Source organism: Clostridioides sp. ZZV14-6153 (assembly GCF_020657855.1).
Taxonomy (GTDB): Bacteria; Bacillota; Clostridia; order Peptostreptococcales; family Peptostreptococcaceae; genus Clostridioides.
Map to the genome: position 1 here is coordinate 24398 of NZ_JAGWCZ010000011.1, position 25340 is coordinate 49737.

At 26.9% G+C, this 25340-nt stretch carries 21 protein-coding genes; 7 read left to right on the forward strand and 14 right to left on the reverse strand.

The genetic code is table 11. From position 1 onward, the window contains the following. Positions 1 to 141: 141 nt before the first annotated feature. The 7 genes from KGF46_RS13425 to KGF46_RS13455 all read left to right on the forward strand — a co-directional run bounded on the left by KGF46_RS13425 (position 142) and on the right by KGF46_RS13455 (position 6061). Positions 142 to 651, forward strand: a complete 510-nt coding sequence (locus KGF46_RS13425; protein ID WP_227828950.1) for a deoxyuridine 5'-triphosphate nucleotidohydrolase — start codon at positions 142 to 144, stop codon at positions 649 to 651. 9 nt (positions 652 to 660) lie between these two features. Continuing rightward, positions 661 to 1320 carry a hypothetical protein gene (locus KGF46_RS13430; RefSeq protein WP_227828951.1) on the forward strand — a complete coding sequence of 220 codons (660 nt, stop codon included), beginning with the start codon at positions 661 to 663 and terminating at the stop codon, positions 1318 to 1320. 94 nt (positions 1321 to 1414) lie between these two features. Continuing rightward, positions 1415 to 2830 carry a cell wall-binding repeat-containing protein gene (locus KGF46_RS20235; protein ID WP_285892265.1) on the forward strand — a complete coding sequence of 472 codons (1416 nt, stop codon included), beginning with the start codon at positions 1415 to 1417 and terminating at the stop codon, positions 2828 to 2830. A gap of 132 nt (positions 2831 to 2962) precedes the next feature. Next, positions 2963 to 3712, forward strand: a complete 750-nt coding sequence (locus tag KGF46_RS13440; protein WP_227854762.1) for an NERD domain-containing protein — start codon at positions 2963 to 2965, stop codon at positions 3710 to 3712. Between the two features lie 287 nt (positions 3713 to 3999). Further along, positions 4000 to 5112, forward strand: a complete 1113-nt coding sequence (locus KGF46_RS13445; protein WP_227850806.1) for a tyrosine-type recombinase/integrase — start codon at positions 4000 to 4002, stop codon at positions 5110 to 5112. Between the two features lie 236 nt (positions 5113 to 5348). Continuing rightward, positions 5349 to 5486, forward strand: coding sequence for a hypothetical protein (locus KGF46_RS13450; protein ID WP_227850805.1), 138 nt, complete (start codon positions 5349 to 5351; stop codon positions 5484 to 5486). A 197-nt stretch (positions 5487 to 5683) separates the two neighbouring features. Next, on the forward strand, positions 5684 to 6061 hold the full coding sequence (locus KGF46_RS13455; protein ID WP_227850804.1) for a BlaI/MecI/CopY family transcriptional regulator: 378 nt from the start codon (positions 5684 to 5686) through the stop codon (positions 6059 to 6061). A 616-nt stretch (positions 6062 to 6677) separates the two neighbouring features. On the opposite strand, the gene KGF46_RS13460 is transcribed toward KGF46_RS13455, so the two are convergent. The 14 genes from KGF46_RS13460 to KGF46_RS13525 all read right to left on the reverse strand — a co-directional run bounded on the left by KGF46_RS13460 (position 6678) and on the right by KGF46_RS13525 (position 25193). Continuing rightward, positions 6678 to 7325, reverse strand: coding sequence for a hypothetical protein (locus KGF46_RS13460; RefSeq protein WP_227850803.1), 648 nt, complete (start codon positions 7323 to 7325; stop codon positions 6678 to 6680). 1335 nt (positions 7326 to 8660) lie between these two features. Then, the gene (locus KGF46_RS13465; RefSeq protein ID WP_227838737.1) at positions 8661 to 9788 is read right to left on the reverse strand and encodes a homing endonuclease associated repeat-containing protein; all 1128 of its coding nucleotides are present in this window, start codon (positions 9786 to 9788) and stop codon (positions 8661 to 8663) included. A 13-nt stretch (positions 9789 to 9801) separates the two neighbouring features. Next, complete coding sequence (locus tag KGF46_RS13470) at positions 9802 to 10737, reverse strand: tyrosine-type recombinase/integrase (protein ID WP_227838738.1); 936 nt, start codon at positions 10735 to 10737, stop codon at positions 9802 to 9804. A 33-nt stretch (positions 10738 to 10770) separates the two neighbouring features. Next, the gene (locus KGF46_RS13475; protein ID WP_227838739.1) at positions 10771 to 11082 is read right to left on the reverse strand and encodes a hypothetical protein; all 312 of its coding nucleotides are present in this window, start codon (positions 11080 to 11082) and stop codon (positions 10771 to 10773) included. Then, positions 11083 to 11334: a phage holin family protein gene (locus tag KGF46_RS13480; RefSeq protein WP_009895116.1), complete on the reverse strand. Its 252-nt coding sequence runs from the start codon at positions 11332 to 11334 to the stop codon at positions 11083 to 11085. An 11-nt stretch (positions 11335 to 11345) separates the two neighbouring features. Beyond that, positions 11346 to 11963, reverse strand: coding sequence for a glucosaminidase domain-containing protein (locus KGF46_RS13485; protein ID WP_227854759.1), 618 nt, complete (start codon positions 11961 to 11963; stop codon positions 11346 to 11348). A 10-nt stretch (positions 11964 to 11973) separates the two neighbouring features. Beyond that, entirely contained in the window at positions 11974 to 12789 is an 816-nt protein-coding gene (locus tag KGF46_RS13490; RefSeq protein ID WP_227862047.1) for an N-acetylmuramoyl-L-alanine amidase, read from the reverse strand. Positions 12790 to 12950: 161 nt separating this feature from the next. After that, positions 12951 to 14117, reverse strand: a complete 1167-nt coding sequence (locus tag KGF46_RS13495; RefSeq protein WP_227828963.1) for an InlB B-repeat-containing protein — start codon at positions 14115 to 14117, stop codon at positions 12951 to 12953. Between the two features lie 78 nt (positions 14118 to 14195). Next, the gene (locus KGF46_RS13500; protein ID WP_227828964.1) at positions 14196 to 14516 is read right to left on the reverse strand and encodes a CD1375 family protein; all 321 of its coding nucleotides are present in this window, start codon (positions 14514 to 14516) and stop codon (positions 14196 to 14198) included. An 11-nt stretch (positions 14517 to 14527) separates the two neighbouring features. Further along, positions 14528 to 19300 (reverse strand): hypothetical protein, encoded by a 4773-nt coding sequence (locus tag KGF46_RS13505; protein ID WP_227862048.1) that lies wholly within the window; start codon positions 19298 to 19300, stop codon positions 14528 to 14530. 15 nt (positions 19301 to 19315) lie between these two features. Next, positions 19316 to 21385, reverse strand: coding sequence for a BppU family phage baseplate upper protein (locus KGF46_RS13510; RefSeq protein ID WP_227862049.1), 2070 nt, complete (start codon positions 21383 to 21385; stop codon positions 19316 to 19318). An 11-nt stretch (positions 21386 to 21396) separates the two neighbouring features. Beyond that, positions 21397 to 21552: a hypothetical protein gene (locus KGF46_RS13515; protein WP_018112698.1), complete on the reverse strand. Its 156-nt coding sequence runs from the start codon at positions 21550 to 21552 to the stop codon at positions 21397 to 21399. Position 21553: 1 nt separating this feature from the next. Then, the gene (locus KGF46_RS13520) at positions 21554 to 23476 is read right to left on the reverse strand and encodes a tail fiber domain-containing protein (RefSeq protein ID WP_227862050.1); all 1923 of its coding nucleotides are present in this window, start codon (positions 23474 to 23476) and stop codon (positions 21554 to 21556) included. Between the two features lies 1 nt (position 23477). Then, positions 23478 to 25193, reverse strand: coding sequence for a hypothetical protein (locus KGF46_RS13525; RefSeq protein ID WP_227862051.1), 1716 nt, complete (start codon positions 25191 to 25193; stop codon positions 23478 to 23480). Positions 25194 to 25340: the final 147 nt, after the last annotated feature.

The window sequence follows — 25340 nt, forward strand, 5'->3', positions numbered from 1 at the left end:
AAGATTATATAAAAGTGCTAATATTGAGATATATTATAGCGAAATCAACACATTTGGAGATAAAGGCGTGGAAGAGTGCTGTATTACACTAAGATATGCTTATGTCCTAAATGAGATTTTATAAAAAGGGAGATTAAATTAATGAGTATAAATGTTAAAATAAAAAAATTAAGTCCAAATGCAATAGTACCATCTTATGCAAAAGAAGGTGATAGCGGAATAGATTTATATACATTGGAAGATACAGTGATTCCAGCTAGGTCAGCAGTAGCAATTCCTACAGGTATAGCGTTAGAAATACCATATGGATATGAAATGCAAGTTAGACCTAGAAGTGGTATAAGTTTAAACGGTGTTAAAAAACTGTTTTTTGTTGAAAATAAAGCAACAGAACAAATTATTATGTGGCATGAAAGCAAGGATGGTAAAGTATATCCAACTGTAAGACTGGGTACAATAGATTCTGGGTATAGAGGTGAAATCAAAATAATTACATATAATGAAGAGGATTTTGAGATTGTTATTCCTGAGCATACTAAACTTGCACAAGGAGTATTTCAACAAGTTCCAAGAGCTATATTGAAAGTCGTAAATGAATTAACTAGCTCTGAGAGAGGAAATAATGGATTTGGAAGTACAGGGGTAAGATAGGAGGGGCGTATGTATACTGTTAAAGATGTAATAGATGTATTAAAATCTACTAGAAATTGTAATCTAAGGTGTAATAATTGTATATTAAATAAAAATATAATTATAGGTCAAATAGAAAAAACGTTATGTGAGTTGTTAGAAGAAACAAAAAAATCTCTTAAACTATCTTATTCAAGTGTTGACTTTGATAAGCAAATTGAAGTTCTAAAAGAAGTGGATGACATTATATTTAAATGTTATGACAAAACTTGTCATAAATGTGTATTTGGAGAAGAGGTAGGTAATTTATATAACTCTTGTGATATATTAGAAAAGATATGTACTGAATTGAACAAAAAGACATGTAGATTAATAGAAAAAATTAATTATTATTATTATGATACTTATGAAAAATTATATTGCTTAGAAAATATTGAAACTGGAGAGAAATTTGTTGTTGATGAAAATCAAATAAAGAGATATAATATCCTCAATACTAATTTTGGAGGTGCTAATATGTATAAATATGATGATTATGTTAATTTAACAAATAGTATAGAGTTACCAGAAGAAATTAGAAATAAATGTGTTAGAGTTGTAATGACATTAGGGAATATGCAAGATATTATGGTTGTTCATAAGTTTAAAACGTATATTGTTAATGAAAGATATATTGAAAAAGTAGCTTAAATGATTGAGTCATCTATTAATTTAGATGACTTTTTTGTATTTATGTATTACTATTTAGGTAAAGGTTAATTTAAACAAATGAGGGGGATACACAATGAAATTACCAAAAAAATTATTATCACTAGGGTTAGTTATAACAATGTTAATAGTTAGTTTTCCAAAACAATCTTATGCACTTAATTCAGTAGATGAGATTGAAGTATCTACAATATACGAAACAGCAGGACTTATAGCAGATAAGCAAAGTTATGATACTGCGATACTAGTTAATTTAAGTGATTCCATAGCAGATGGGTTAAGTGCTAGTGGATTATCAGGAACATTAAATGCACCAATGCTTTTATCTGAAAATAGTAGCATACCAAATGAGACAATGAAGAGATTAAGCAAAGTGAAAACAGTCTATTTGATAGGTGGGATAAAATCAATAAGTAAATCTGTAGAGAATACATTAATGTCAAAAGGATTCAATGTAAAGAGAATTGATGGGAACGATAGAATAAAAACTAGTTATAATGTTGCAAAAGAAATAAATTCTAAACAAAAAATTAATACTGTTATGTTAACAAATGCATATAAAGGAGAGCCAGATGCAATAAGTATAGCTTCTGTAGCAGCAAGAGATAAAGCAGCAATAATATTAACAGATGGAAAAAGTGTGCCATTTTCAACTAATGAAGTAAAATCATATGCAATTGGAGGCACAACTACAATGAATGATACATTAGTTAAAAATACAAACTCAACAAGATTGGGAGGCTCTGACAGATTTGATACAAATAAAAAAATAATAAATCAATTTTATAATGGGATAAAAGAATTTTATATAGCTGGTTCTAGAAACTTAACTAATGCACTTTTAGCATCTTCTTTAAAGAGTCCAGTTGTTTTAGTTGATAATAATAGTAATAAGTCAATATTAAAAAATGCCACTAAAATTACAACAGTTGGAGACATAACAGAGGAGTTACTAGAAGAATGTTTGAATGTCACTAATGGGATAGGAGATTCTAATACTGGAGTAATTAAAAAAACTAGACTTGAAGAAGCTAAAGAATTAGCTAAAGATTGGTATAATTGTTATGAAGTAGGGGATATAAACAATATACCATATGATGGAGTATACTTAGTTGATGATAATTATAAAAATGGAAGTAATTATTATTATGTTTTTAGTTATGTGTCTGCTGGACAGGAGTATTCTGAGCGTCTATGTATAAATAAAAATGACATATCAGATTATAAACTTTTATATGAAGATTTACGTATGGAAAAAGTGGTTTCATTCAAAAATGCTGAGGATTTAGTTAGAGACTTATTTATGAAAGAACATGGATTTTTACCAAATCATATAGAAGCTCAAAATATGGAAGATGATATGTATATATATGTTCGCCCATTTAATACATATGTAGATATGAATGGTATAGAGCATAATGCAGGTGGATATACACCATATTTAGTCAATATTTATACAGGTGAAATATCAAAATATACATATACTGAATAAAGCAATTAATCAACTACTTTAATAGGTAGTTGATTTTATTTTAAATAATAAATTTATTATAGTAAGGTTTAATCACTTAAGACATATATAGCTGTTATAATTAAAGTATATGTTGAAAGGTAGATGGTGAGGATGTTTAAGGAGATATTTGAAAAAGTATTTATGTCAGAAGAACTTAGTAGAACTGCAAAAGAAGTCAATACTATTGTAAAAGATACTAAAGTACAAGTAAAAGGTGGCTTTGGTGAACTGAGATTAGATTTTATACTTAGTAAATTAAATAAAGATTACATAATAATTAAAGATATCATTATACCAGGCTCAAATAAAACTACACAAATTGATAGTATTGTAATTTCTATATATGGAATATTTGTTATAGAATGCAAAAATTTTAGTGGCTATATTTATGGAAATGATAAAGATAAAGTATGGACTCAAATTGTAGGAAAAACTAAAAATACATTCTATAATCCAGTAAGGCAAAACTATGCTCATATTAAAGCAATAGAAAATGTAATAGGAGATAAATATAATATATATTCAATAATTGTTTTTTCAGACAAAGCTACTTTAAAAAATGTAACTATAAATGGCAATAATGTTATAGTCAGAAATGAAAATGAAATATTAAGTACAATAAGTGAATATAAGACTATAACTATTGATAAAGAGGAAATAAAAATTATCAGAGATAAAATTTTTGATTGTATGAAAACTACTAATCAAAATACTAGAGAGCATGTTAGAAATTTAAGAAATATTACTGAAGAGAATAAATGCCCTAGATGTCAAATTGGACATTTGATTAAAAGAAAAGGTCAGTATGGTGAATTTTGGGGATGTAGTCAGTATCCAAAATGTAAATACACTAGAAAATAAAAAATGACCTCTTAAATTCGATTTTAAGGCTTTGTAAAAATTAATGCTTATAATTAATCCTATTTAGAAATTTGATTGCTTAAAATAGAAAATATAAAAAAATAATAAAACGCTAGTATAAGGCATAGAATTATGTATTCTATGTCTTATTTCTTTATAATTAAGTAATTTCAATAATTATATAAATAAAAAAATTAAAAAAGTCAGTTGAAAGTCAGCCAAAATGACTATTTTTTGCTTCCTCTATATGTTATAATAAATATATGAATTTTGATAGGAGGGTAACTATGAACGCTTTTATAAGAAAAAGAAATAAAAACTATGTAGTGTACTTAGAATTTAGAGATGATGAATCAGGAAAAAGAAAACAAAAGAATATGGGAGCTTTTGATAAAAAGAGAGATGCTAATAAAAGATTGGCTGAAGTCAAAGACAGTATATATAAAGATAGTTTTCTTGTTCCAAATGAAATCACTCTAGCTGGATTCCTATTAGACTTCCTTGAAAAATATAAAGATAATATTTCGGCATCTACATATAAAAGCTATATTGCTATTTGTAAGAATCATATTAATCCTTCTATTGGAAAATATCGTCTTCAAGAGTTGAGAAATATTCATATACAAAATTATATAGATGATTTAGCTGGTAACTTAAATCCTCAAACTATTAAAGTACATATAAATGTATTGAGACTTGCTATAAAGAGAGCATATAGAATTAAGTTAATAAAAGAAAATATTATAGATGGTATAGAAAGTCCAAGAGTTAAAAAATTTAAGAATGAAATTTATGATAAAGAACAGATGCTAAAATTATTAGAATTGGCCAAGAATACGAACATGGAATTACCTATCAGTCTGGCTACAGGTCTAGGCTTGAGACTTTCAGAAGTTCTAGGATTAACTTGGGATAATATTGATTTTGATGAGAATACAATAACTATAAGTAAGATAACAAGCAGATTAGATGGCTCTGTTACACTTAAAGAGCCTAAGACAGAAAGTTCGATTAGAAAAATATTTGCACCAATAGAGCTTATGAATTTATTGAGAGATTATAAATTAGAGCAGAATAAGAGGCTATTAAGAAGCGTTATTAGAAATGAACATAATTTACTATTCTTTGATAGAAAAGGAAATCCAATTGCTGAAGATGTAATGAGTAAGAAATTCAGAAGGTTCTTAGAGAATAATAATTTGCCACACATTAGATTTCATGATTTAAGACATTCACATGTTACTTTGCTTATAAACTCTAAAGTACCAATTAAGGTTATATCTGAAAGAGTAGGACATTCAAATATTAATACTACGCTTAATGTATATTCCCATGTGCTTAAAGAAATGGATAAAGAAGCTTCCGATAGAATATCTGAAAATCTATTTAAAGCTAATTAATAATTATTATCAATAAATATAAAATTAATAATAAAAATTAAAGGTATAAACACAAAGAGTAATTTTTATAAAGCCTTAGAATGGCATATAGAGCGTCGGATTTTAGATGATATTAAAATTTTATATTTCCAATATTTATGATATAATAAACATAGCAAGGAATAAATATTTGAAAAGCTATGAGTGGTGTTTCCATAGAAATTTTCCTCACTTTCTTATGAAAGGAGGTGAAAACTATGGAAAATCTAATGATGAGTATTGTAGCTAGTGTTATAGCCAGTTACATTTACGATAAATTAAAAAGCCACTCAAACGCGACTAAGAGTGGCTGGGAACTTAATATAAAGTTCCAGAAAAATAAATCTTCAAAATAATTTGTTGAAGGAAACATCACTCAAAGTTAAGTAAAATATATTTCCTTGCTTTTATTATACCACAAATTAAAGATATTAAAACAAAATTTTATAAATACTTACTTATTGTTCTAATTATATGGTAATAATTGGATTTGATTGTATAGAATTATTGCTGTAATATTTAATTAAATAAACAAATGATTGGGGCGATAATTATGTATTTAAGAAGATTATCAAAGTCAGAATTAATTATAATGAAATTTATTTGGAATTTAAATACAAAAGTAAAATCATATGATGTTGTTAATTATATGAAAGAAAAATATAGTTGGTCAGAAAAAACAATACTAAAGACTTTATCTAAGTTATCAAATAAAAGATTCTTATATGTTCAAGAAACAAGCCAATGTACATATTATACAATTTCAATTAAAGAAGATGAGTATTCTGAGTTTATATCACAAAAAATACATAAGCTCTTAGGGTGCAATTCTATAAAAAGCCTTTTAGCATCATTATCTCAAGAAGAATTAACAGATGAAAAATTGGATTCATTAGAGGGGTGGGTAAAAAACTGGGAGGAAGATGACTAAAGATTATATATATACTGTTCCTTAAATTCGCATTTTAAGAATAGTATTAAATAGTAAAATGATGACTATATAAAAAAAGAACTAATTATAGTCCTTTTTATTTTTAAAATTAATGTTTTAGTTTTATTTCATTTACATCTTCCTCTGCATTTAAATGTAAATTGTTTTTTGATATATTCAACTTTTTCTCCATATTATTTTACCACTCATAAATTCTATCTTCTTCAACCTCAAAAAATCACATATTTTCTTTATATCATACCCATTTAAACATACTAAAAAAGATGTAGGTAAATTTTTTTACAAAAATATACCTACATCCTCCAAAATACTAATTTTTAAAATTCTTATTTCTTTCATATAAAATATATATACCAGTGATAAGTAGTAAAATAAAGTAAGTGTATGTAACTTTATCCATCCCATTAAAATGTATCATAGTAAATAAATTTAAACTTATTAAAATAAATGAAAAGCAAAATTTTGTTTTTGTCAATAATCGCTTACTTTTAAAAATAATTGGTAAAATTATAATTGTTGAAATATAAGCTATAAAATGAAAAAACAATTCATTATTATTCATTAAATATTTCATCTATGTATATTCCCTTCGAGGTTAATATCTTTTACCTTTATCAGTAAATTTTGTAATGTATTTACCATCTCCATAAAATGTTGTTTCTCTCTCATAGTAATTGTATTTACCATCTGAACCATATCTTATTTTATAATATATTTTAATTTTATCATACTTACCTGCAACTGCGGCAGCAACCGTAGCTGCAACCTTAACAGGAGCCCATGGTGCTTTTAATGCAATCAAACCACCTATAGTAGCCGTACCTAATCCACCTGTATTTATATACATTGTATTAGATTGCCATTTTCCCCATTTAACTGTAGCTTTGAAAGTATCAATTTCAGATTTTTCTAAACTATTATCATTACTTTTGTAATTCTCACTACTAGTAACAGAAATCTTTTTTCCATCTAGATATACTTCATTATCTATATCTTCTAGTGTATTCAGAACATTTCCATCTAATGATTTAATTGTTATTGTAGTTTTATCACCATCTACAACTCTATCATATATAACTCCTAGATTTTTATCAGTGTACGACTCTGTTGATTTTTCACTTGTATAATATTTATTAATATTATTAGTTTGTGCGTTTACAGTTGTTGTTAATAATGTGAGACTAGCAATAACCCCTATTAATGCGAGTGAAATAATTTTAGTAACTCTCTTTTTTAAACTCATAAACATTCCTCCAATATACTATTTTTTAAAAATATTTTACAATGCTAAACAGAAATCCTTTTAACATTCTGATTATAGGGGGAGGATATACGTGTTATTTTAGGCAACTTGATAAAACTATAAAATATATTAATATTTATTACTTTGGTTATGGTCATGCTTAAAGCATTGAAATTATTAATACATAATACAATAATCGAATCTTATATGTTATGATTATTAAGTGCCTAATTTAATTAAATATTTGATATCCCCTCTAAAATAACTTATATGTAAAAGTGATTAGATGCTAAAATATACTTAGAACATCAGGTCTAGGCTATAAAACAAGCAATTAGTAGTTAAAATTTGCACTTAAGGAATACTATCATAGAAACATATCTTATTAACACTACTATCTGTGAATGATAATCCAACCTAACTTAATCTTATTGTTGTCACACAGCTTAATGCAATTAATCTACTCTGTATTTTTTTATCTTGTTATACCCCTACTTCAATTCTATTTTAATAGAATTTTATCATGTATAGTAACAATTGGCAATATAAATTTTTAATTAGTTTATAAAATAAAAATTTAAAATATCTAATAAATAAAATATCTAATATTTAAAATAAAATATAAAAATTTGTTTTTATTTATTTTATTATTAATTTTTTATTTATTTAATCATAAATATTACAACATTAAGGTTTTTTCGATAAATTTTTATTTAAATCGATTTTTAGATTGTTTTTTAATACTTTTAATATAGTTATGCATTCATATATATAATTAAGAAATATTCATAAATAATTAAGATTAGTTTATTAATGGTTAAGAATTATTAATGAATAATTTCTTACATATTCTATACTATCAGAATAGATTTGAAATAGATACCTAATTAAAATAAGTTTAATATATTAAATGAAAACGCAAAAATTTTATAGATACGTTTTTAATTATTATAATATTATTCACTATCATACATATTAGATTGGCAGTAATTAATAATGAATTTTTATATTTTTTTATAGCATGTGCCGTATTTTTTGTTTCTGATATTTTATTTAAAAAATTTCAAATAAAATCATTTTTTTTGAAAAGTATTTTAAGTGGCTTAGCATTATACATAATTATAATTTTATATAATAAAATTAAATAAACATAAACAAAAAAATAAAGCCCTCTAAAGAAAACTCAATTAAGAGTAATCCCTAGAGGGCTTATTATTATCTATTTCCTTTTTTCTTACCTTTTTTACGACCTTTACATGCCATAATATCACTTCCTTATTTATAATTATAGTCCTACTGTATCTTTAGATTTAGAAATCTTGCCTTTATCTTCTTTTAAGCAATTTTTTGCATAAAAAAATCGTACAACTCATTCAAATTGTACGAAAAATCTTGAGGATAGATATCTATAAGATTTATATTATTTTTCTTACAAATATCTATTTTCCATTCAGTTTTATTTCTATATTTTTCATATACCATTAGTCCAAATATTTCTACATAGTATTTTTTATTTTTTATGTTGATTTCAAAATCAAACCTATGATTAGTTTGGAAATTTGGTATTACATTCTTATAATATGTTTCTGTATTATATTCTATATCGTGTTCTTCCAACATATTTGCAAATAGTAATTCCCAAAATGAACGCATTTTTAATTTTTTTTTATCTGTATAATATAATCTATATCTAGGTAACAGATTTATTTCTACTAACAATTCCTCATAAGTGCCAAATTCTCTTTGATATTTAGTTAAACTTGAACACCATTCACACAAAGATATATCATGAACGGTTGGAATTCTGCCTAGTGATTTATATAATTCTAAAATATCATTTTTCAAATCATCCTTGGACTTTCTCCTACTTTTCATTCTCATATCTGTATTTATATTTAATTGTCTATGTAAGTTATAAAGATTCCCAAAATGATTTGTGTATGCAGAAGAACAATAAGATTTGCCTAATTTACTATACTTATCTAAATCTCTGTTAGTAGGATTTTTTTTAAGAATATTTTTTAGTTCTAAATATTTCTTTTTCATATCATTTTCTAATATCAAATTGGCTACTTCTTTTTTATCATATCCTAAATTTTCATACATTTCATCTATTGTAAGTCCAGTTTTTTTAAATACAGTTGATGATGCTGGTAGATAATTACAACTATTCAAATCATTTACATTAATTATCTTGTTTTGGGATAACTTATCTTCGATTAATTTCTTTATACCACTATTTATTTTTTCTAAAGAAAATGGTTCTCTGTCAAAATATCTTGATTTATTTTTATCATATAAATTAGCTGATTCTAAGGCTTTTCTAAAACTACCAAAATTATTAAAATATGTAACAGAACTTGGGTATCCTTTTTGTTTATTAATACCTCTTTGTGTGGGATATCCTATTTTTTCATTATATCTAACTAAATAATCTATTAATTCTTTTTTACTATATCTCAAATATCTAATCTCCTTATATAAATTTATCATATTCTTCAGCTAATTTATTTTTATTTTCTATTGTGTAGTGGTTTATAGTTACATCAACCCCACTGTGGCCAAGCAACTTTGATACTGTAGTTATTGGTACACCTCTATCTTTTAAAATATTAGACATACTATGTCTAAGGTCATGATTATATCCACCATCTATATCAATTAACTTAAAAGCCTTTTTAACCCATGAACTTAAGACATTTGAATTAACTTGATTATATTTACCTCCATATTTTGTAAAGAATATATATGGGTAATCTATGTCATGTTGAGATAAATAATCTTTCCATTTGATTAATAATTGTTGTACTTCTTCTGAAAATCTAAAATCTCTTGAGACACCACCTTTGGCTGTAATACCATGAATCCATCTGTTATCTAAATCTGTATTGTCCCATCTGAACTGACTTATCTCATTGCTTCTACCCATTGTTGCCAATCCTAAATTTATGTAGACTTCTAATTGTAGGCTATCCTGTTCTGAAAGTTTTTCTTTTAATTTAACTAGTTGATCCTCAGTTAAAAATGTTCTTTTCTGAACTTCCTCACCTGTTCCTGGTCTTTCTATCATTTCACACCAATTGTCAGTAATTTTTCTTTTTTTCTTTAAAAAAGATAGTAATGATGAAATGGAACTTATTCTACGTCTGATTCTTTTTTCATTATTCCCTTGCTCCATACAATAACCTATATAAGCTTCTATCTCTTCTTCACTTATATCAGTTAGTAATGCATCAAAACATTCTATATTTAAAAACTTAAAAAATTGCATTACATCACATTCATAGTTATATATTGTTTTTTCACTTTTCCCAGCTATTTGTTTTGCTCTTTTATATTGCTTCCATAATTTAATATTCTCTGGATTTGGTTCTCCAGTTATACTTATTCTCTTACTACGTTGTTTTGCCAAATACTTCACTTCCTTATAAAAAGACTAGAGAAATTAATCCCTAGTCTCTAATTTATCTTTAATTTTCGTTATATCTGTTTCGACCCTTTCAAGCCTACTATTATTAGTATTAAGAGCTTCAGCAAACTTATCTAATTTATCGTCAAATTTGTCTATCGTACTTCCAAATAAAACTCTTTGCTCTCTAATCTCTCTTGAAAAATATGCTCTTTCTTTTTTTCTATCATCTTGCTCTAGCTGTCTATTTTTTTCTAAATATTTTCCAAGCCATAACATCAGTACCATTAAAAGTATGGCTGTATATCCATATTGACTCAGTAGTTCAATCATTTCTTTTGATAACATCTACTTTTCCTTTCTATTTTGTACTTGTATTTGGTTTATTCCTATAGATGCTCCCCAGCACAAAATACCTTCAAAGACAGCTTCTATTGATAGCTCTTTCATAAATAAACAACTGCTTATCATTGCTATAACTAATAATATGAAAGGTATGTATTTATTTTTAATATTAGATTCTTTTATAAAAGTTCCTAATATGTAAAGTCCACCTATTAGCATTATTAAATTTTCAGGTATAAATTGCATTATATCCATATGACTTCCTCCTATCCAAGAATCTCATTTAATTCTTTTACTTTAGTTTTTAGTTGTTCTAGTTTTATATCATTATTTTCTACCTTCATTGAACTTATCTTGTTGCATATATTTATTATGTTTTGACCATAATTCACATCTGGACACCATTTGCCTGATAAACTTTCTACTGTTTTAGCTTCTCCATGTAAATATGGAAAGTGCCTAGGGTCTAATGTAGTCCCATTGACTTTATATTCAGTTTTACCAACTAATTCACTATATTTCGGATATTCTTTAGCTCCAGCATATAGTGCTAGATGGTCAATAAATGCTGATACTCCATCCTCCCAACAATTAAATCTTGTATGGGCTGTTGCGTCTAAATCTCCTCCACCTTTATTTCCTTTAAGTCCACATACATTGCAATAGGAAGGATTTAGAACTCTACCAAAATTAAAATATCCAGTTTCTACAAATGCTTGAGCAATTGCAATAACTGGATTCACACCTTTTTTCTCTGCTTCTTTATATATAATTGGTACTATAGCTCTGCATAAATAATGTGGTGGATTAGAGTTATTTTTTAATGTATCTAAATATGCAAAGACTTGCTCTAGTGTTGCTGTTGATTTATCTAATATATTCAATTTATACCTCCTACTTACCTATAAAATTCAATACTTTATGAAGTGTAGCCCATCTATCATCACCTTGTAATTTAGTAAATCTCTCACTAGTTTTGATTTTGCTGGATGCTCCACCTATTACATATAGATTTTCACAATGTCCAGGAATATAATTTTTCAACTCGCACACATAGACTTCATTAGCTTTATAATTCATGGCCATTAATTGGGCTATAACTTTATCTACTTCCCCATCATAAACTATTGCGTATTTCACTTTGTCCTCTTGTGGTTTACTAACTACAGACTTATTAAATATTCCTTCAAAAATATCTATGGCCATATCTTTGGCATTGTAATTTTTAGTGTCAGATGTATCTACAAAGCAACACTCAACTAAAATTGACTTTGACTTTGTTCTTCTTAAAAATGCTAGAGTTTTCCTTTCTTTAACTCCTCTATTTTTAAAGTCCTTATCACCTTTTGTACGATAAGTTTCAGTTATTTTTTTACATATTCTTGAAGCTATTTCAACTGTTTCTTTGTCATTAAGATTATATACTAAAACTTCTACTCCTCTACCTCCACCTGAGTTAAAATGTATACTTACATTTAAATCAGTATTATATGAATTACATTTAGTTATAATTTTATTCAATATGTCACTTTGAGAAGTTCCATTATTACATGTAGTATCATAAACTTTACATTCTTTTTGAGCTAAATGTATTAACTCTTTTAGTACATTTCTTGCTTCTGTAGATTCTTTTATATTTCCTACTGCTCCAGAACCTGTCTTGCCATCTGGATTATGTCCTGCATGGACTGTTAATGTTTTTATATTCAAAATTACCACTCCTTTTAAATAAATAATAAAAAGAGCCTATAAAACAAGGCTCTTATTCACTCGATTTCCAATTAAAATTATGATTCTTATACATTATATTTGGAAACATAAATATGCTGTAAATTGAATTCTCATTTTCTTTTTTAGATTTAAAAGTTATTTTAAAGTTTTCTCCAAAATGCCTGTAAGATAATATTACTCTTATCAATCATTATTCTATCTCCAAAATTTAGCATAGTTGACTCATCATTTTTTACAGTTGACCATCCTATGAGTTCATAACTACCTGCATTTAAATTTCCTGTATTAGATAACGTAACTGTACTTGCACCTGTTAAATATGAATATTGGTCAATTGGTGGGTGACCACTTACACCTGTTCCAGCTGGAAAATTTGAACCATATGCAATCCTATATTTTCCCCACATACCATATAATGTTATATCTTCTTTACCTATAACAATATTTTCTTCTACATCAGATTTTAATATAGGAATTTGAGCTTTTTCTATATTAGAAGTCCAACCTAAAAATTTGTCTTTATCTTCCTCTCCACCTAGTGGATTATTTTCACTATTTTTTAATACAGTAACTATATCACCTTCAACATATCTATTTGCATCAACAGGCACTTCACCCGTTCTATTTAAAGGATATTCTTCTGGTGGGAAATTGGCATTATAAGTAACATATCTATATTTTTTCCAAACTGCATATAAATGTAAGCCATCTGATTGTACATGCTCGTTTTCTATAGTAGCATTTTCAATTACATCTCCATTTTCAGTTAATGACCAACCACAAAACTTATAATTATATTCTTTGTTATTTTCATCATAATTGTTTAATGGTAAAAGAGTAATTATATCCCCTAAAATATATTTATTACTATCAATAGGTATGGTTGGAATAGGAATGCCTTGAAAATCACTAGGAATATTCAGCTCATATATAACATTTATACATTTATACCAGATAGCATACAAAGTGATGTCATCTGTAGCTATGCATCTTTCAATCACATCTCCATTTTCAGCTAATGACCAACCTTTAAATCGATATTCATTTAAATCTGTATTACTTGGTAAATCTAATCTTGCTTCTGTATTAGCTAATACTGTCATGTCATCTGGTACTGTAACATCTTCGTTTGAATATCCTTCTGGCAAATTAATATTATAATTTATTGTGTATCTCTTACTATTTTCTAATAATTGTATTAATATGTTTAAATCTTCCTTACTCGCTTTCTTACTAAGTTCTAAGTTAATATTATCCTGCTCATTATTTAATTTATTAATATTTTTTACTATATCCTCATTTAACAATTTATCACCTTCTTTTTTATTTAGAGAGCTACATTAGTAACTCTCTATTTTGAACATAAAAAAAGAACTCTTACAGTTCTATGATAATGAAATCTCTAGTGCTTCACACATTTTTCTTACCTCTTCTCTATATTTCATAGGTACTTGGTTAATTGTTTTTAAACCTCTCTCTATTAATCCTACATAAATTGCTGCCATACTACTTCCTCCTTCAAATTTTATATTTTTTAATGACATGGTAGATGCTTGTTGACTGCCTAATACCATTTCGCATATCTCCGCAGTTGCTAACATTAAATCTGTAATGTCATTATCTTGCGTTTTTTGACTTGTATTTAAATTATTTAAAGCCTTTTTTTGTTTGAGCTTTTCAATTTTTTCTTCATTTAAATTTAGCATTTAATCACCTCTTAAAGTGTAGACTCATCTATAGAAAATATCATAGATGGTCTTTTTATTGCAGTCCAATCATCACCTTTTTCAACTATAATTTTAGGTTCTGCTTGTGTCATTCCTTTTTCTTCTAACTCATAAATTTCTTGATACCCTGTGTCAACTTTTTTCATTTCTAATAAATTCATATCTTTATGCATACCTGCGTTATTTGTTTTGATTTGAACCTTCAATTGATTTATAAGTTGATAAATTATATCTCCTATATTTACGCTATCTTCTAACGCTCTATCTAATGTTATTACAAGCTTACCATCAGCACTATTTGTTAAAGAATTTATGTTATACTTTTTATTCTTAATAAATAGATTAGCACCTTCTGAAACATTTATAGAGTTATTCTCTTTATTAATTGTTGCTCCTAAATACAGATTATCTCCAAACAGAGTATTAGCTTTAAAATATACATTATTTATGCCAAGATTTAGTTTTTCAAGTGGAATAGTGAACAGCACAAAATTATTGATAAATTCATCCTTTGAATGTATTAACTCATTGTTTAAATACATTTCAATTTTATCAATTTCATTATTTGAATCATTAACTTTTAACTTGATACCAGATATAGTCTTTTCAGCTAATTCTATGGATGGTTTTGTTGTAGGTGCTTGGTAAGTCATAAATAAAGTTTCATCTCTTCCAGCATCTAACCAAAGTAAGTCATTGTTAAATTCTTCTGGTATTTGAACTTTATTAAATATATATGGATTATTAGAGTTCATATTATAACAATCTCTTATCTTACCACATATCCAGAGTGATTTATCTAACTTTCTAAAAGATATATAATCTCCACCTATCTCTACATCTTCTACATCTACATCTAGTTTAGTAAATGTTTTTATTATTGTATTTGCAGAAGCTTCACCTAATCCAAAGTTACCAAATCTATTTAATCCTTGACCCCACACAGAGTTATCATTTAGTAATACTAAAGTAAATTTATCATCACACATTACTTTTTTTACATTGGATATATTTACTCTTTGTAATTCACTCACTTCATCGTTATGACCTAGCCCCAGCTGGTAATCGGAATTTAATCCTGCTGAATATAGAGTGCCATCATTTTTTAGAAAATATGAAAATCCAGCACCACATGAAGCTTGTCTTATATCTGCAAAGTCTAGTTTAGTGAAGCTTGTCAATAAAGTTGTTGTTCTTGGATTTAATAACTGACCATATGTATTATCACCACATCCAAATAACTCTCCGGAAGTGTTTACAATTAATGAATGAGTCTTTGACATCCAAAATTCTTTTATATTATCTTGTAATTCTATTCTGTCATTATCTATATCATAATTTTCTTTATATACAGAGCCTAGAACGCTTTTATAATTTATATCGCTTCGTGATGGTATTATATATTTGTTATTTATCAGATTAAAATTATTGTTTAATGTATAATTATTCAAAGTGTCAAATCTATAAAGGTAATGTCCTTCTATTTTGGTAAATATATTTCTATTAGCATTATCACCTAAACCTAACTCTCCATAGCCATTATAACCACACCCCCAGATACACCCATCATTCTTAATTATAGATACATGAGAAGTCCCACATGCAATATCTTTTACATTATCTATATTAACTTTAGTAAATACATTCCTATTAGTAGTATCACCTAATCCTAATTGACCCTCAATATTGTAACCACAAGACCATACACTTCCATCATTTTTAATTATAAATACATGATTATTTCCACAAAATATTTCTTTTACATTATCAATATCAACTTTTGTAAATGTATTTTTATTAACAGTATCTCCTAACCCTAATTGCCCGTATGTATTATAACCAGTTGAGTAAACTGTATTATCATTTTTTAATATAAATGTAGTTGTTCCACCACATGCAATATCTTTCACATTATCAATATTAACCTTTGTAAATACATTTCTATCAGTTACATCACCTAAACCTAACTGTCCATAATTATTCAGACCACATGACCATATTGTATTATCATTCTTGATTATGTATGTGTGAAGTCCACCACATATAATATTTTTTACATTGTCTATATTAACTTTAGTAAATACATTTCTTTGATTTGTATCACCTAATCCTAATTGACCATAAGTATTACAACCACAAGTCCAAATAGTATTATCATATCTTATTATGAATGTGTAATCATATCCACATATGACTTTTTTTATATTATCAATATTAACCTTAGTAAATATATTTCTATTAGTTACATCACCTAAACCTAACTGTCCATAATTATTCAGACCACATGACCATATTGTATTATCATTTTTAATTATAAATGTATGATGTGTACCACATATAATTTCTTTTATATTATCAATATTAACTCTTGTAAGTGTATTTCTTTGTGTAGTATCACCTAATCCTAATTGACCATAAGTATTACAACCACATACCCATAATACATTGTTATTTTTTAATATATAAGAGCATCTTCCTGTTTTTATTTTATAATTATTTGTATATTCTGGGAGGTTATTTTTTAGTTCTATAGGCATTTCAGTAAATATATTTTTACTAGTTTTATCACCTAATCCTAGCTGACCATCACCATTTATGCCCGTACCCCATACTGTTCTATCATTCTTCAATAGGAATGTATTATAAAATCCATATATTATTTTTTTTACATTATCAATATTAACTTTAGTAAACACATTTCTATGAGTAGTATCACCTAATCCCAATTGCCCTTGTGAATTAAATCCAGTACTCCATACAGTATTGTCATTTTTTAATATAACCGTATGTTGATATCCACATATGATATCTTTTACATTGTCAATGTTAACTTTAGTAAATACATTTCTTTGATTTGTATCACCTAATCCCAATTGCCCTTGGCTATTATTACCAGTACCCCATACTGTTCCATCATTCTTTAATATAATTGAGAAACAATAACTATTTTTGATGTATTTTACATTATCTATATTTAATTTAGTGAATGAAGTTTTAGGAGTATTATTGCCTAACCCCAATTGATAGCATGTATTGTTACCACAGGCAAATATATCTCCATTATTTTTTATTGCTATTGTATTATCATATCCACATATAATTTCTTTTACATTATCTATCTCTACTTTAGTAAATAAAAGTCTACCATTACTATGACCTAATCCTAATTGACCATCACTATTGAAGCCACATGAATATAAAGTTCCATCATTTTTTAGTACGAATGTATATTGATTACCACAACTGATTTTTTTGACATTATCTATATCAACTTTTGTAAATATATTTCTTTGAGTAGTATCTCCTAATCCCAATTGCCCTTGGTTATTATTACCAGTACCCCATACTGTTCCATCATTCTTTAATATAAGAACATGAACAATACCGCAACTAATATCCTTTATATTATCAATGTCTATTTTAGTGAAAGTACTAATATCATTATTGTGACCTAATCCTAATTGTCCAGCATTATTATCTCCTGCACCAAATAAAGTTCCATCCTTTTTTAATACAAAAACATAATATCCATTACTTATTACCTTATCATTTCTATTTATTATCAAATATTCGCCATCATCTTTTAATAAATATGTGTCTCCATTTAAATTTACACTTTTGCTAAATCCTACATAATCATTATTTTTATACTCTGTAAAAGTAGTAAAGTTAGTTATATTATTTATAAAATGTTGGCATCCTATTTCCCCTTGTTTATTAGAACCTGTAAATAATATTTTATTATCATTTTTTCTAATAAAAGTATGATAATAACCGCATATAACATCTTTGACATTATCTATATCGACCTTTGTAAATACCTTTCTATAAGTATTATCACCTAGACCCAACTCTCCTTCATAATTATAACCACATGACCATACTGTATTATCATTTTTAATTATAAAGGCATGATAACCACCACATATTACATCTTTTACATTATCTATATTTATTTTTGTAAATGTATTTCTATCAGTAGTATCTCCCAATCCTAAAGCTCCATGCGAATTATAACCACAAGACCATATAGTATTGTCGTTTTTTATGATGTAAACAGAATTATTACCTACAATTTTTTTAACATTATCTATATTGACCTTAGTAAATATACTTCTTTGAGTATTATCACCTAGACCTAAAGTTCCACTAGCATTATGACCACATGACCAGATACTTCCATCATTTTTTATTATGAATGTACTAGAAGCACCACATATTATATCTTTAACATTATCTATATCAACTTTTGTAAATATGTTTCTATTAGTAGTATCATTTAAGCCTAACTGACCGTTAGAATTTAAACCACATGACCATATTGTATTATCGTTTTTGATTATAAAAGTGTGATTGTTACCACGTACAATATCTTTTACATTATCTATATCAACTTTTATAAATGTAGTTCTTTGTGTATTATCGCCTAAACCCAACTCTCCATTGTTATTATAGCCACACGACCAGACTGTATTATCATTTTTTAATATGAATGTGCTAGCATATCCACATACAATTTTTTTAACATTATCTATATTAACCTTAGTAAATATATTTCTTTGAATATTATCGCCTAGACCCAACTGACCTTGTGAATTTTGACCTGTGCAAAAGACTGTTCTATCTTTTTTAATAACAAAAGTGTAATTACCACCATGTGTAATATCTACAAAATCATAATTATCAAAATCCTTGTCAAATTCATCAAAATATATATCTGTATCTAAATATCTTCCACGCTGTAAGATTTTATTTTCCTTCATTAAATCATTCCTTTCTTATTTGACTTCATAAGAATATTTTTCAAGTTCTATAGTATTTGTTCCAATATCCGTACTAGTGTTTGAAATAGTTTCTATAAAATTATCATCAAGTTCATGTATGTATTTCACTTTATAACAAGAAAAAGGAATGTCTATTTTATTAAAGATAACATTCCCTTCACTACCAAATATTCTTCTTCTATCCGTATCTAATCTTAAACCATCAATTGATAAGATACCTTTTGAATCTGCTAAATTGTCATACCATTGACCTACTTCATCAACTGCACCAGATTCTAATTCTAAATAAATCAATATATCTAAAACTTTATTGGATAGAGTATCATATTTATTTTTTAAACTATCTAATTGTTGACCTAAGTTTCCACCAGCTTCAAGAATCTTTACACTAGCATCAAGTTCATTCACTGCATCTGATATATTTTTAGATACTGTACTTAATTCACTTGAACCAACTTTATTTTGTATTAAATTTATCTTCTCTAAGTTAACAGCTATATTACTTTTATTTTCATTTATCTTAGTTAGACTATCATCAAATTTTGCATCTATTTTAACACTAGAGTAAGTACTATCTAGTGTTGTTATATTATCATTTATTGTAGCTTGTATAACTTCTTTATTTGTATTACCATTTACAACAGTCACTCTTACATCTGTAGCTGATTCATTAAAAATATCTATTGTATTAGAATCTACTACAGTATAAGAATTAGTCATACTCTTTTTAGTTGCTTCATCCAATATCGCAACGAATATATTTTCTGTAACAAGATTATGATTAACTGTAAGCTTAAAATATTCTCCATCAGCAATCCAATCAGATTCAACATAAGATTTACTAAATGCTATATTAGTTGCAGCAGATGTCATCTCGGCTATTTTTTCATTAACCTTTTCAAAATCATAAGTTAATCTATCTTTTAAAGTGTCCTTTACAGTTCCATCAATAGTTTCTCTAGCTTGCATTAACTCGCCTCTAGCATCAAGGCTTTCAAGTTCTTCAAATCTATTTTCAAATTCAGTAATCTTATTACTTACAGTAGTTGTCATATCTGTCTTAGCAGTATTTACTTCAACTATTTTGTCATCAACTTCTTTTATTTTTGTATCTAATTTTAAAGTACTTTCATCAATACAATCTTCAACATTAGATATAACCTGATTTACTTCGTCAAGTTTATAGTCAATCTGTTCTTGGTTATCTGTAAGTTTATCTTCAAATGTCTTATCATATAAATCAAAAGTGTCATTAGCTCTAGCATCTAAATCTTGAAATTTCTTATCTGTTTGAGCTTGCACATCAAGCATTTTGTCATCAACAATATTGTCTATTTCTTCAGATTTAGCATCTATCATTTCATCCAATTGGAGTTGACAATCAGTAAGTTTGTCATCTACTTGAATTTGCATATTCTGAATGGATTCTTCACGATTGGCTTCTTGATTTTGACGTGTTAACTCATTAAACTCTCTTTCTTCTTCTTGTATGTTTCTTATATCTTCATTATAAATCCTAATTTGCTCTGCTTTATCCCTAACTTCTTCATTACCAAGTATAGTTATTTCAAGCTGTTCAACTCTTTTAGTCAACTCTTTATTATTTTTTATAATTTCTTCTGCTTGGGCTATTATTACCAATAATACTCCGTATTCATCAGTTGAAGTGATATCATCATCATTAATCATACCCTCTTCAACTCTATAATAAAGATTTGTAGTATTAAGTAGAGTTCCATCTTTCACAAGGGATAGTTGAAATGTATTTATACCAACACTTGCAAGTGCTTGTCGGCTAAGTTCTATCTCTACAACACCATTTTCTGCATCTACAACTTCACATTCTCCATTAACTTTTTGTCCGTCTGATTTTGTAATACTAACTAAAACTCTATCATATTCAGATAAATCTATTATTTCATCTTTATTTTTCAATATTGCTTCAATGTAAGCTGTTTTAACATCATTTTCATTATAAATAAAATAGTCTAGTAATCTTTTGTTTATTCTGTAATTACTAAAATCTACTTCTATGGTATGATTCTTTATTTCATAATTTTTCAAAGTATCACATCCTATTGTTCTTTATTTTGTTCTTCTAGTTCTTTTTTTAAGTTCTCAATTTCTTCTTGTTGTTGCATGTTAAGTGCCTTATAAAGTATTAGTTCATTATATAAACTTTTTATTTCTTCAAATGCTACTGTATATGCTTTTTGTAAATTTACTTCCATATTAACACCCTCCTAAATTATTAATTTTCTCATTTAATTCATTAACTAGTATTTCTAATTCTTCTCTCTTTTGTATTTCTTCTTGAAGTGCAGTTGCCACAACTGTTGTATAACCAGATGGACTAAACATTAATCCATTTTCTTCTCCATAGTCATATAGAAATGTTTTTCCAACATAACTATCTTTAAAATCATTAGCTATAAACCCTATTTGACTATCTGCAATTGTCCTATCTTTTTCTGCTATATAATCAAATGTTGCTGGCTTAAATTCATCTTTTATAAAATCTAAAAATGGTGTTGGAGTGACACTTGAACGAGTTCTATTCTTAATATCTTTTATGTATACTATATTCTCTTTAAACTTTTTATCAGATTCACTCAGAGTAGAACGAGCATATAAATATCTCCATTTATAACGCTCACAACCTAAATCAGTTACAGAACGCTCTGGATAAAATGAATATCCTACACCTAAACTATCTCCATTTGTAAATGTAAAAGTAGCTCCTCCACATCTCACAAAAGTATCATCTCTTTCAACAATAAAGTGTTCTTCTCCATCAACATAAATCTCAGCAGTATCATATCCTACCCAAAAATAATTATTACTATCATATTTTAATCTTATAGCTGATGCTTGACTAGCACCATCTGATTGTCTTGCATCTATTGCAAATCCAGACCTGCTACTTCCAAATAATCGTATTATTGGTTCATGACCACTAGGAGTAGTTAATATATCACATGCTATAGCTCCTTGATTTACTGTTAATCCATTCCTATCTATTTCTACATAATTAGATATATCATTAAAACCAAATTCAATTTTATCGGGTTTAATTCCTATTATTGAACCACTGTTGTTCCTCGTGACCATCATAGTTATATCATCTTTAGTCAATTTAATTTGAGCAGAATTAGTTTTAGTTACACCATCCACTCTAGCTACTTCTAATTTTATTTCTTTAGCTGTAGCGTTTATTTGTGCAAATTCCTCTGATATACTTCCACCCATACCTGTTATATAAATTTTATCTACTGTATTTTTAAGTTCATTTATTTTTAAGTTGTATTGAGCATTTGCATTTATAGCTAAAATTCTATCTGAAGGTGTAATTATACCATCTGAAATAACTGAATTGATTATAGATTTTAGATTGGTACTTGATGCATCCAATGCTGATTTTGAAGTGTTTATTGCTACCAAGTCTACACCAGTAGTTCTATCAATAAGTTTTTGTAACTCTGTATATAAACTGGCTTTATCTGTATCCAGTAAATTAAGTTCAATATCTATCTTTTCTTTTTCTTCATCTGTAATCTCATTATCATTAAAATAATTAGACAGGTTAGAACTAAATGTTCCTAAGTCTGTATTTAACTTAATTATAGAATTATTTATGTTTTCTCTTAATGTTATATTTTCTTGTGAGCCACCAAAATTTTTAGTTACTTCTTTTACTAATATATTTACATTTTCAGCTCTCTGGTCTATAAGAGACATATTTTCTTTTATATGAGATGCATCTTCTTGTACTTCTAAAACAGTTTGATGTATTCCATCAATGTCTTTTTCAATAACTACAAACTTTTCATTATGCTTTTCATCTGTTTCATATAATCCCCAAATCTGTTCTTCAGTATTTTTTCTTGAATTTCCATCAAAAGATATATCAAATATTGGTGAGTTTATAGGAACTTCTGTATGTTTTCCATTATCATTTACAACTACTAAAAATTGTGTGTTTCCTTCTGGTAATCTTACATTAGAAACTTTTAATGTAGCTGGATTATCAGCATCCCAATATATATATTTTTTATTTGTCTCCTTATCTACTACTTGATAAAGTGTGTTGTTATAGGTTACAATTACTCCAGTAATTCTTATCCAGCTATCTGCTGGTGAATTATCTAATATCAATTTACATCAACTCCTTTTGTATATTTTTCCTAGGAATATATTCATCTGGTAGGTTAATTCTTTTCTTCTGTTGCTGAATAAATAAATGTCTTTTAGAGTTTAATGTTCTTGTTGCATGTTCAGCTTTAGTCAAATAATCAGCTATAGTCCTTTTATCATCTTCTTTTATTTTTTTGTTACTTAATGTTAATTCTAAAGTATCCAATTTACCATTTTTCAAATTCTGAGTAAAAGATGTAAAGTATACTAATTCTTCTTCTCCAGATTCTTTGCTATGTAACACTATAATATCTCCTAAGCTTAAATCACCCTTCCAATGCTGTCTAAAATTAATATCTATTATTCTGTCTAAAAAGTTTATAACATCTAGTGTCCATTCTTTAGTTGGGATACATTTTAAACTCAATTGTCTTTTACCTTCTGCTATTAAATCTTCAACTTTTAAAAAAGCATCATTTGTATAAGTATCATAATAGAGAAATTCGTTTAATTCATCTAATAGAGCTTCATTGAATATTAAATATCCATCCTCATCAGTTGAAGTTTCTCTCTTACAAAGAATATTTATATCTTTTATACTTTCATCTAACTTTGCTATTTCTTCTTCTAAATGTTTTATTTGAACATCTAATATGACCTTTTCATCTTCTAGCTTACTTATTTCTGCTGCTAACTTAGCTGATTCTATTTCATTTTTATGTTCAGGATTATCATATGTTTTCTTTATATCCTTCTTAGCTTTTATAGTCTCTATTACATGTAGCCATTCATTGCTTTTGCTGTCACGTTCTCTTTGTTTCTTAAGCTTTGTATCTATTAATTCTCGCCAAATTGGCTCTCTTATTTCATTCATTTCCTGGTATTTCTTTATAGCTCTACTAAGTTCTTCGCTCATTTCTTTATTATCTAAGAAATAAGAATAATTCTCAATGTAATTATATCCTGTGACTGTAGCTCCTATAACATTCATTTCTTCACTACCTTCAAGCTTCAGTCTAGTTACTATATCATCACTATTTGTAGTTCTTTCAAGTGATTTTATGTAGTTATCATGAGATAAATATAATTGAATATTATCTCCAAAACTATCTATATGATATAAATTAACTAAATTATTATAAGTGTCAAAATCAGCTATACACTCAAATTGTTCTTTTAGTTCATTATTGAAATAATCTAACCAGTTAGAGTTAATACTTTCTTGCCATCTTACTTTCTCTCTCTTATTGCCTTCACTATCAGTTTCATAAGCAATTGAATCATCTACATGACCAAGTTTCCAGCCCGTTTCTTGTTTTAAATAATCATTAAGAGATATAATAGATGCTTCTTCATCCTTGGTGAACATCTGTAATCCATAATCCTCAATATTTACGTCAATCTTTCCTAATTTAACCTCTTTTGATTTAGCTGTTACTACCTTTAATTTATCATCTGTGGTTACAACATTCTTAACCACAAAGTATTCTTTGTTATTAAGACAAATAAGACGTTCTTCTTTCATTTCTTCAAATAGAGGATTTATTACTTTAGAGAATTGAAAACGTTCTGTAATATATTTTGTAATGGTAAGTTGTATTTCATCTACTCCACCAAGCTCACGCTTTATAGAATTTAGAAAATTGATTGGAATTTGACCTAGAAATGACTTGTTCATTTTGTGAATGGTTAATGTGTAATCAGATTTTATCTGTTTAAGATTCACATTAAAATGCATATTTTATCACCTTCTTTGCATAAAAAATAGCCACTTTTTAAGGTGGCAATAGATAAGTAGTAATTTTTGTGTAAAATTTTTAAATTTTCTGTTATTTATATTATATCTTTATTCTACTCTCGTAGTCAATATAATATTAAATTCAAC

Bases quoted from the DNA above. Each gene is read 5' to 3' on its own strand.
- KGF46_RS13425 (WP_227828950.1), top strand. From the start codon at position 142: ATGAGTATAAATGTTAAAATAAAAAAATTAAGTCCAAATGCAATAGTA.
- KGF46_RS13430 (WP_227828951.1), top strand. From the start codon at position 661: ATGTATACTGTTAAAGATGTAATAGATGTATTAAAATCTACTAGAAAT.
- KGF46_RS20235 (WP_285892265.1), top strand. From the start codon at position 1,415: ATGAAATTACCAAAAAAATTATTATCACTAGGGTTAGTTATAACAATG.
- KGF46_RS13440 (WP_227854762.1), top strand. From the start codon at position 2,963: ATGTTTAAGGAGATATTTGAAAAAGTATTTATGTCAGAAGAACTTAGT.
- KGF46_RS13445 (WP_227850806.1), top strand. From the start codon at position 4,000: ATGAACGCTTTTATAAGAAAAAGAAATAAAAACTATGTAGTGTACTTA.
- KGF46_RS13450 (WP_227850805.1), top strand. From the start codon at position 5,349: ATGGAAAATCTAATGATGAGTATTGTAGCTAGTGTTATAGCCAGTTAC.
- KGF46_RS13455 (WP_227850804.1), top strand. From the start codon at position 5,684: ATGTATTTAAGAAGATTATCAAAGTCAGAATTAATTATAATGAAATTT.
- KGF46_RS13460 (WP_227850803.1), bottom strand. From the start codon at position 7,325: ATGAGTTTAAAAAAGAGAGTTACTAAAATTATTTCACTCGCATTAATA.
- KGF46_RS13475 (WP_227838739.1), bottom strand. From the start codon at position 11,082: ATGTTATCAAAAGAAATGATTGAACTACTGAGTCAATATGGATATACA.
- KGF46_RS13480 (WP_009895116.1), bottom strand. From the start codon at position 11,334: ATGGATATAATGCAATTTATACCTGAAAATTTAATAATGCTAATAGGT.
- KGF46_RS13500 (WP_227828964.1), bottom strand. From the start codon at position 14,516: ATGCTAAATTTAAATGAAGAAAAAATTGAAAAGCTCAAACAAAAAAAG.
- KGF46_RS13505 (WP_227862048.1), bottom strand. From the start codon at position 19,300: ATGAAGGAAAATAAAATCTTACAGCGTGGAAGATATTTAGATACAGAT.
- KGF46_RS13515 (WP_018112698.1), bottom strand. From the start codon at position 21,552: ATGGAAGTAAATTTACAAAAAGCATATACAGTAGCATTTGAAGAAATA.
- KGF46_RS13525 (WP_227862051.1), bottom strand. From the start codon at position 25,193: ATGCATTTTAATGTGAATCTTAAACAGATAAAATCTGATTACACATTA.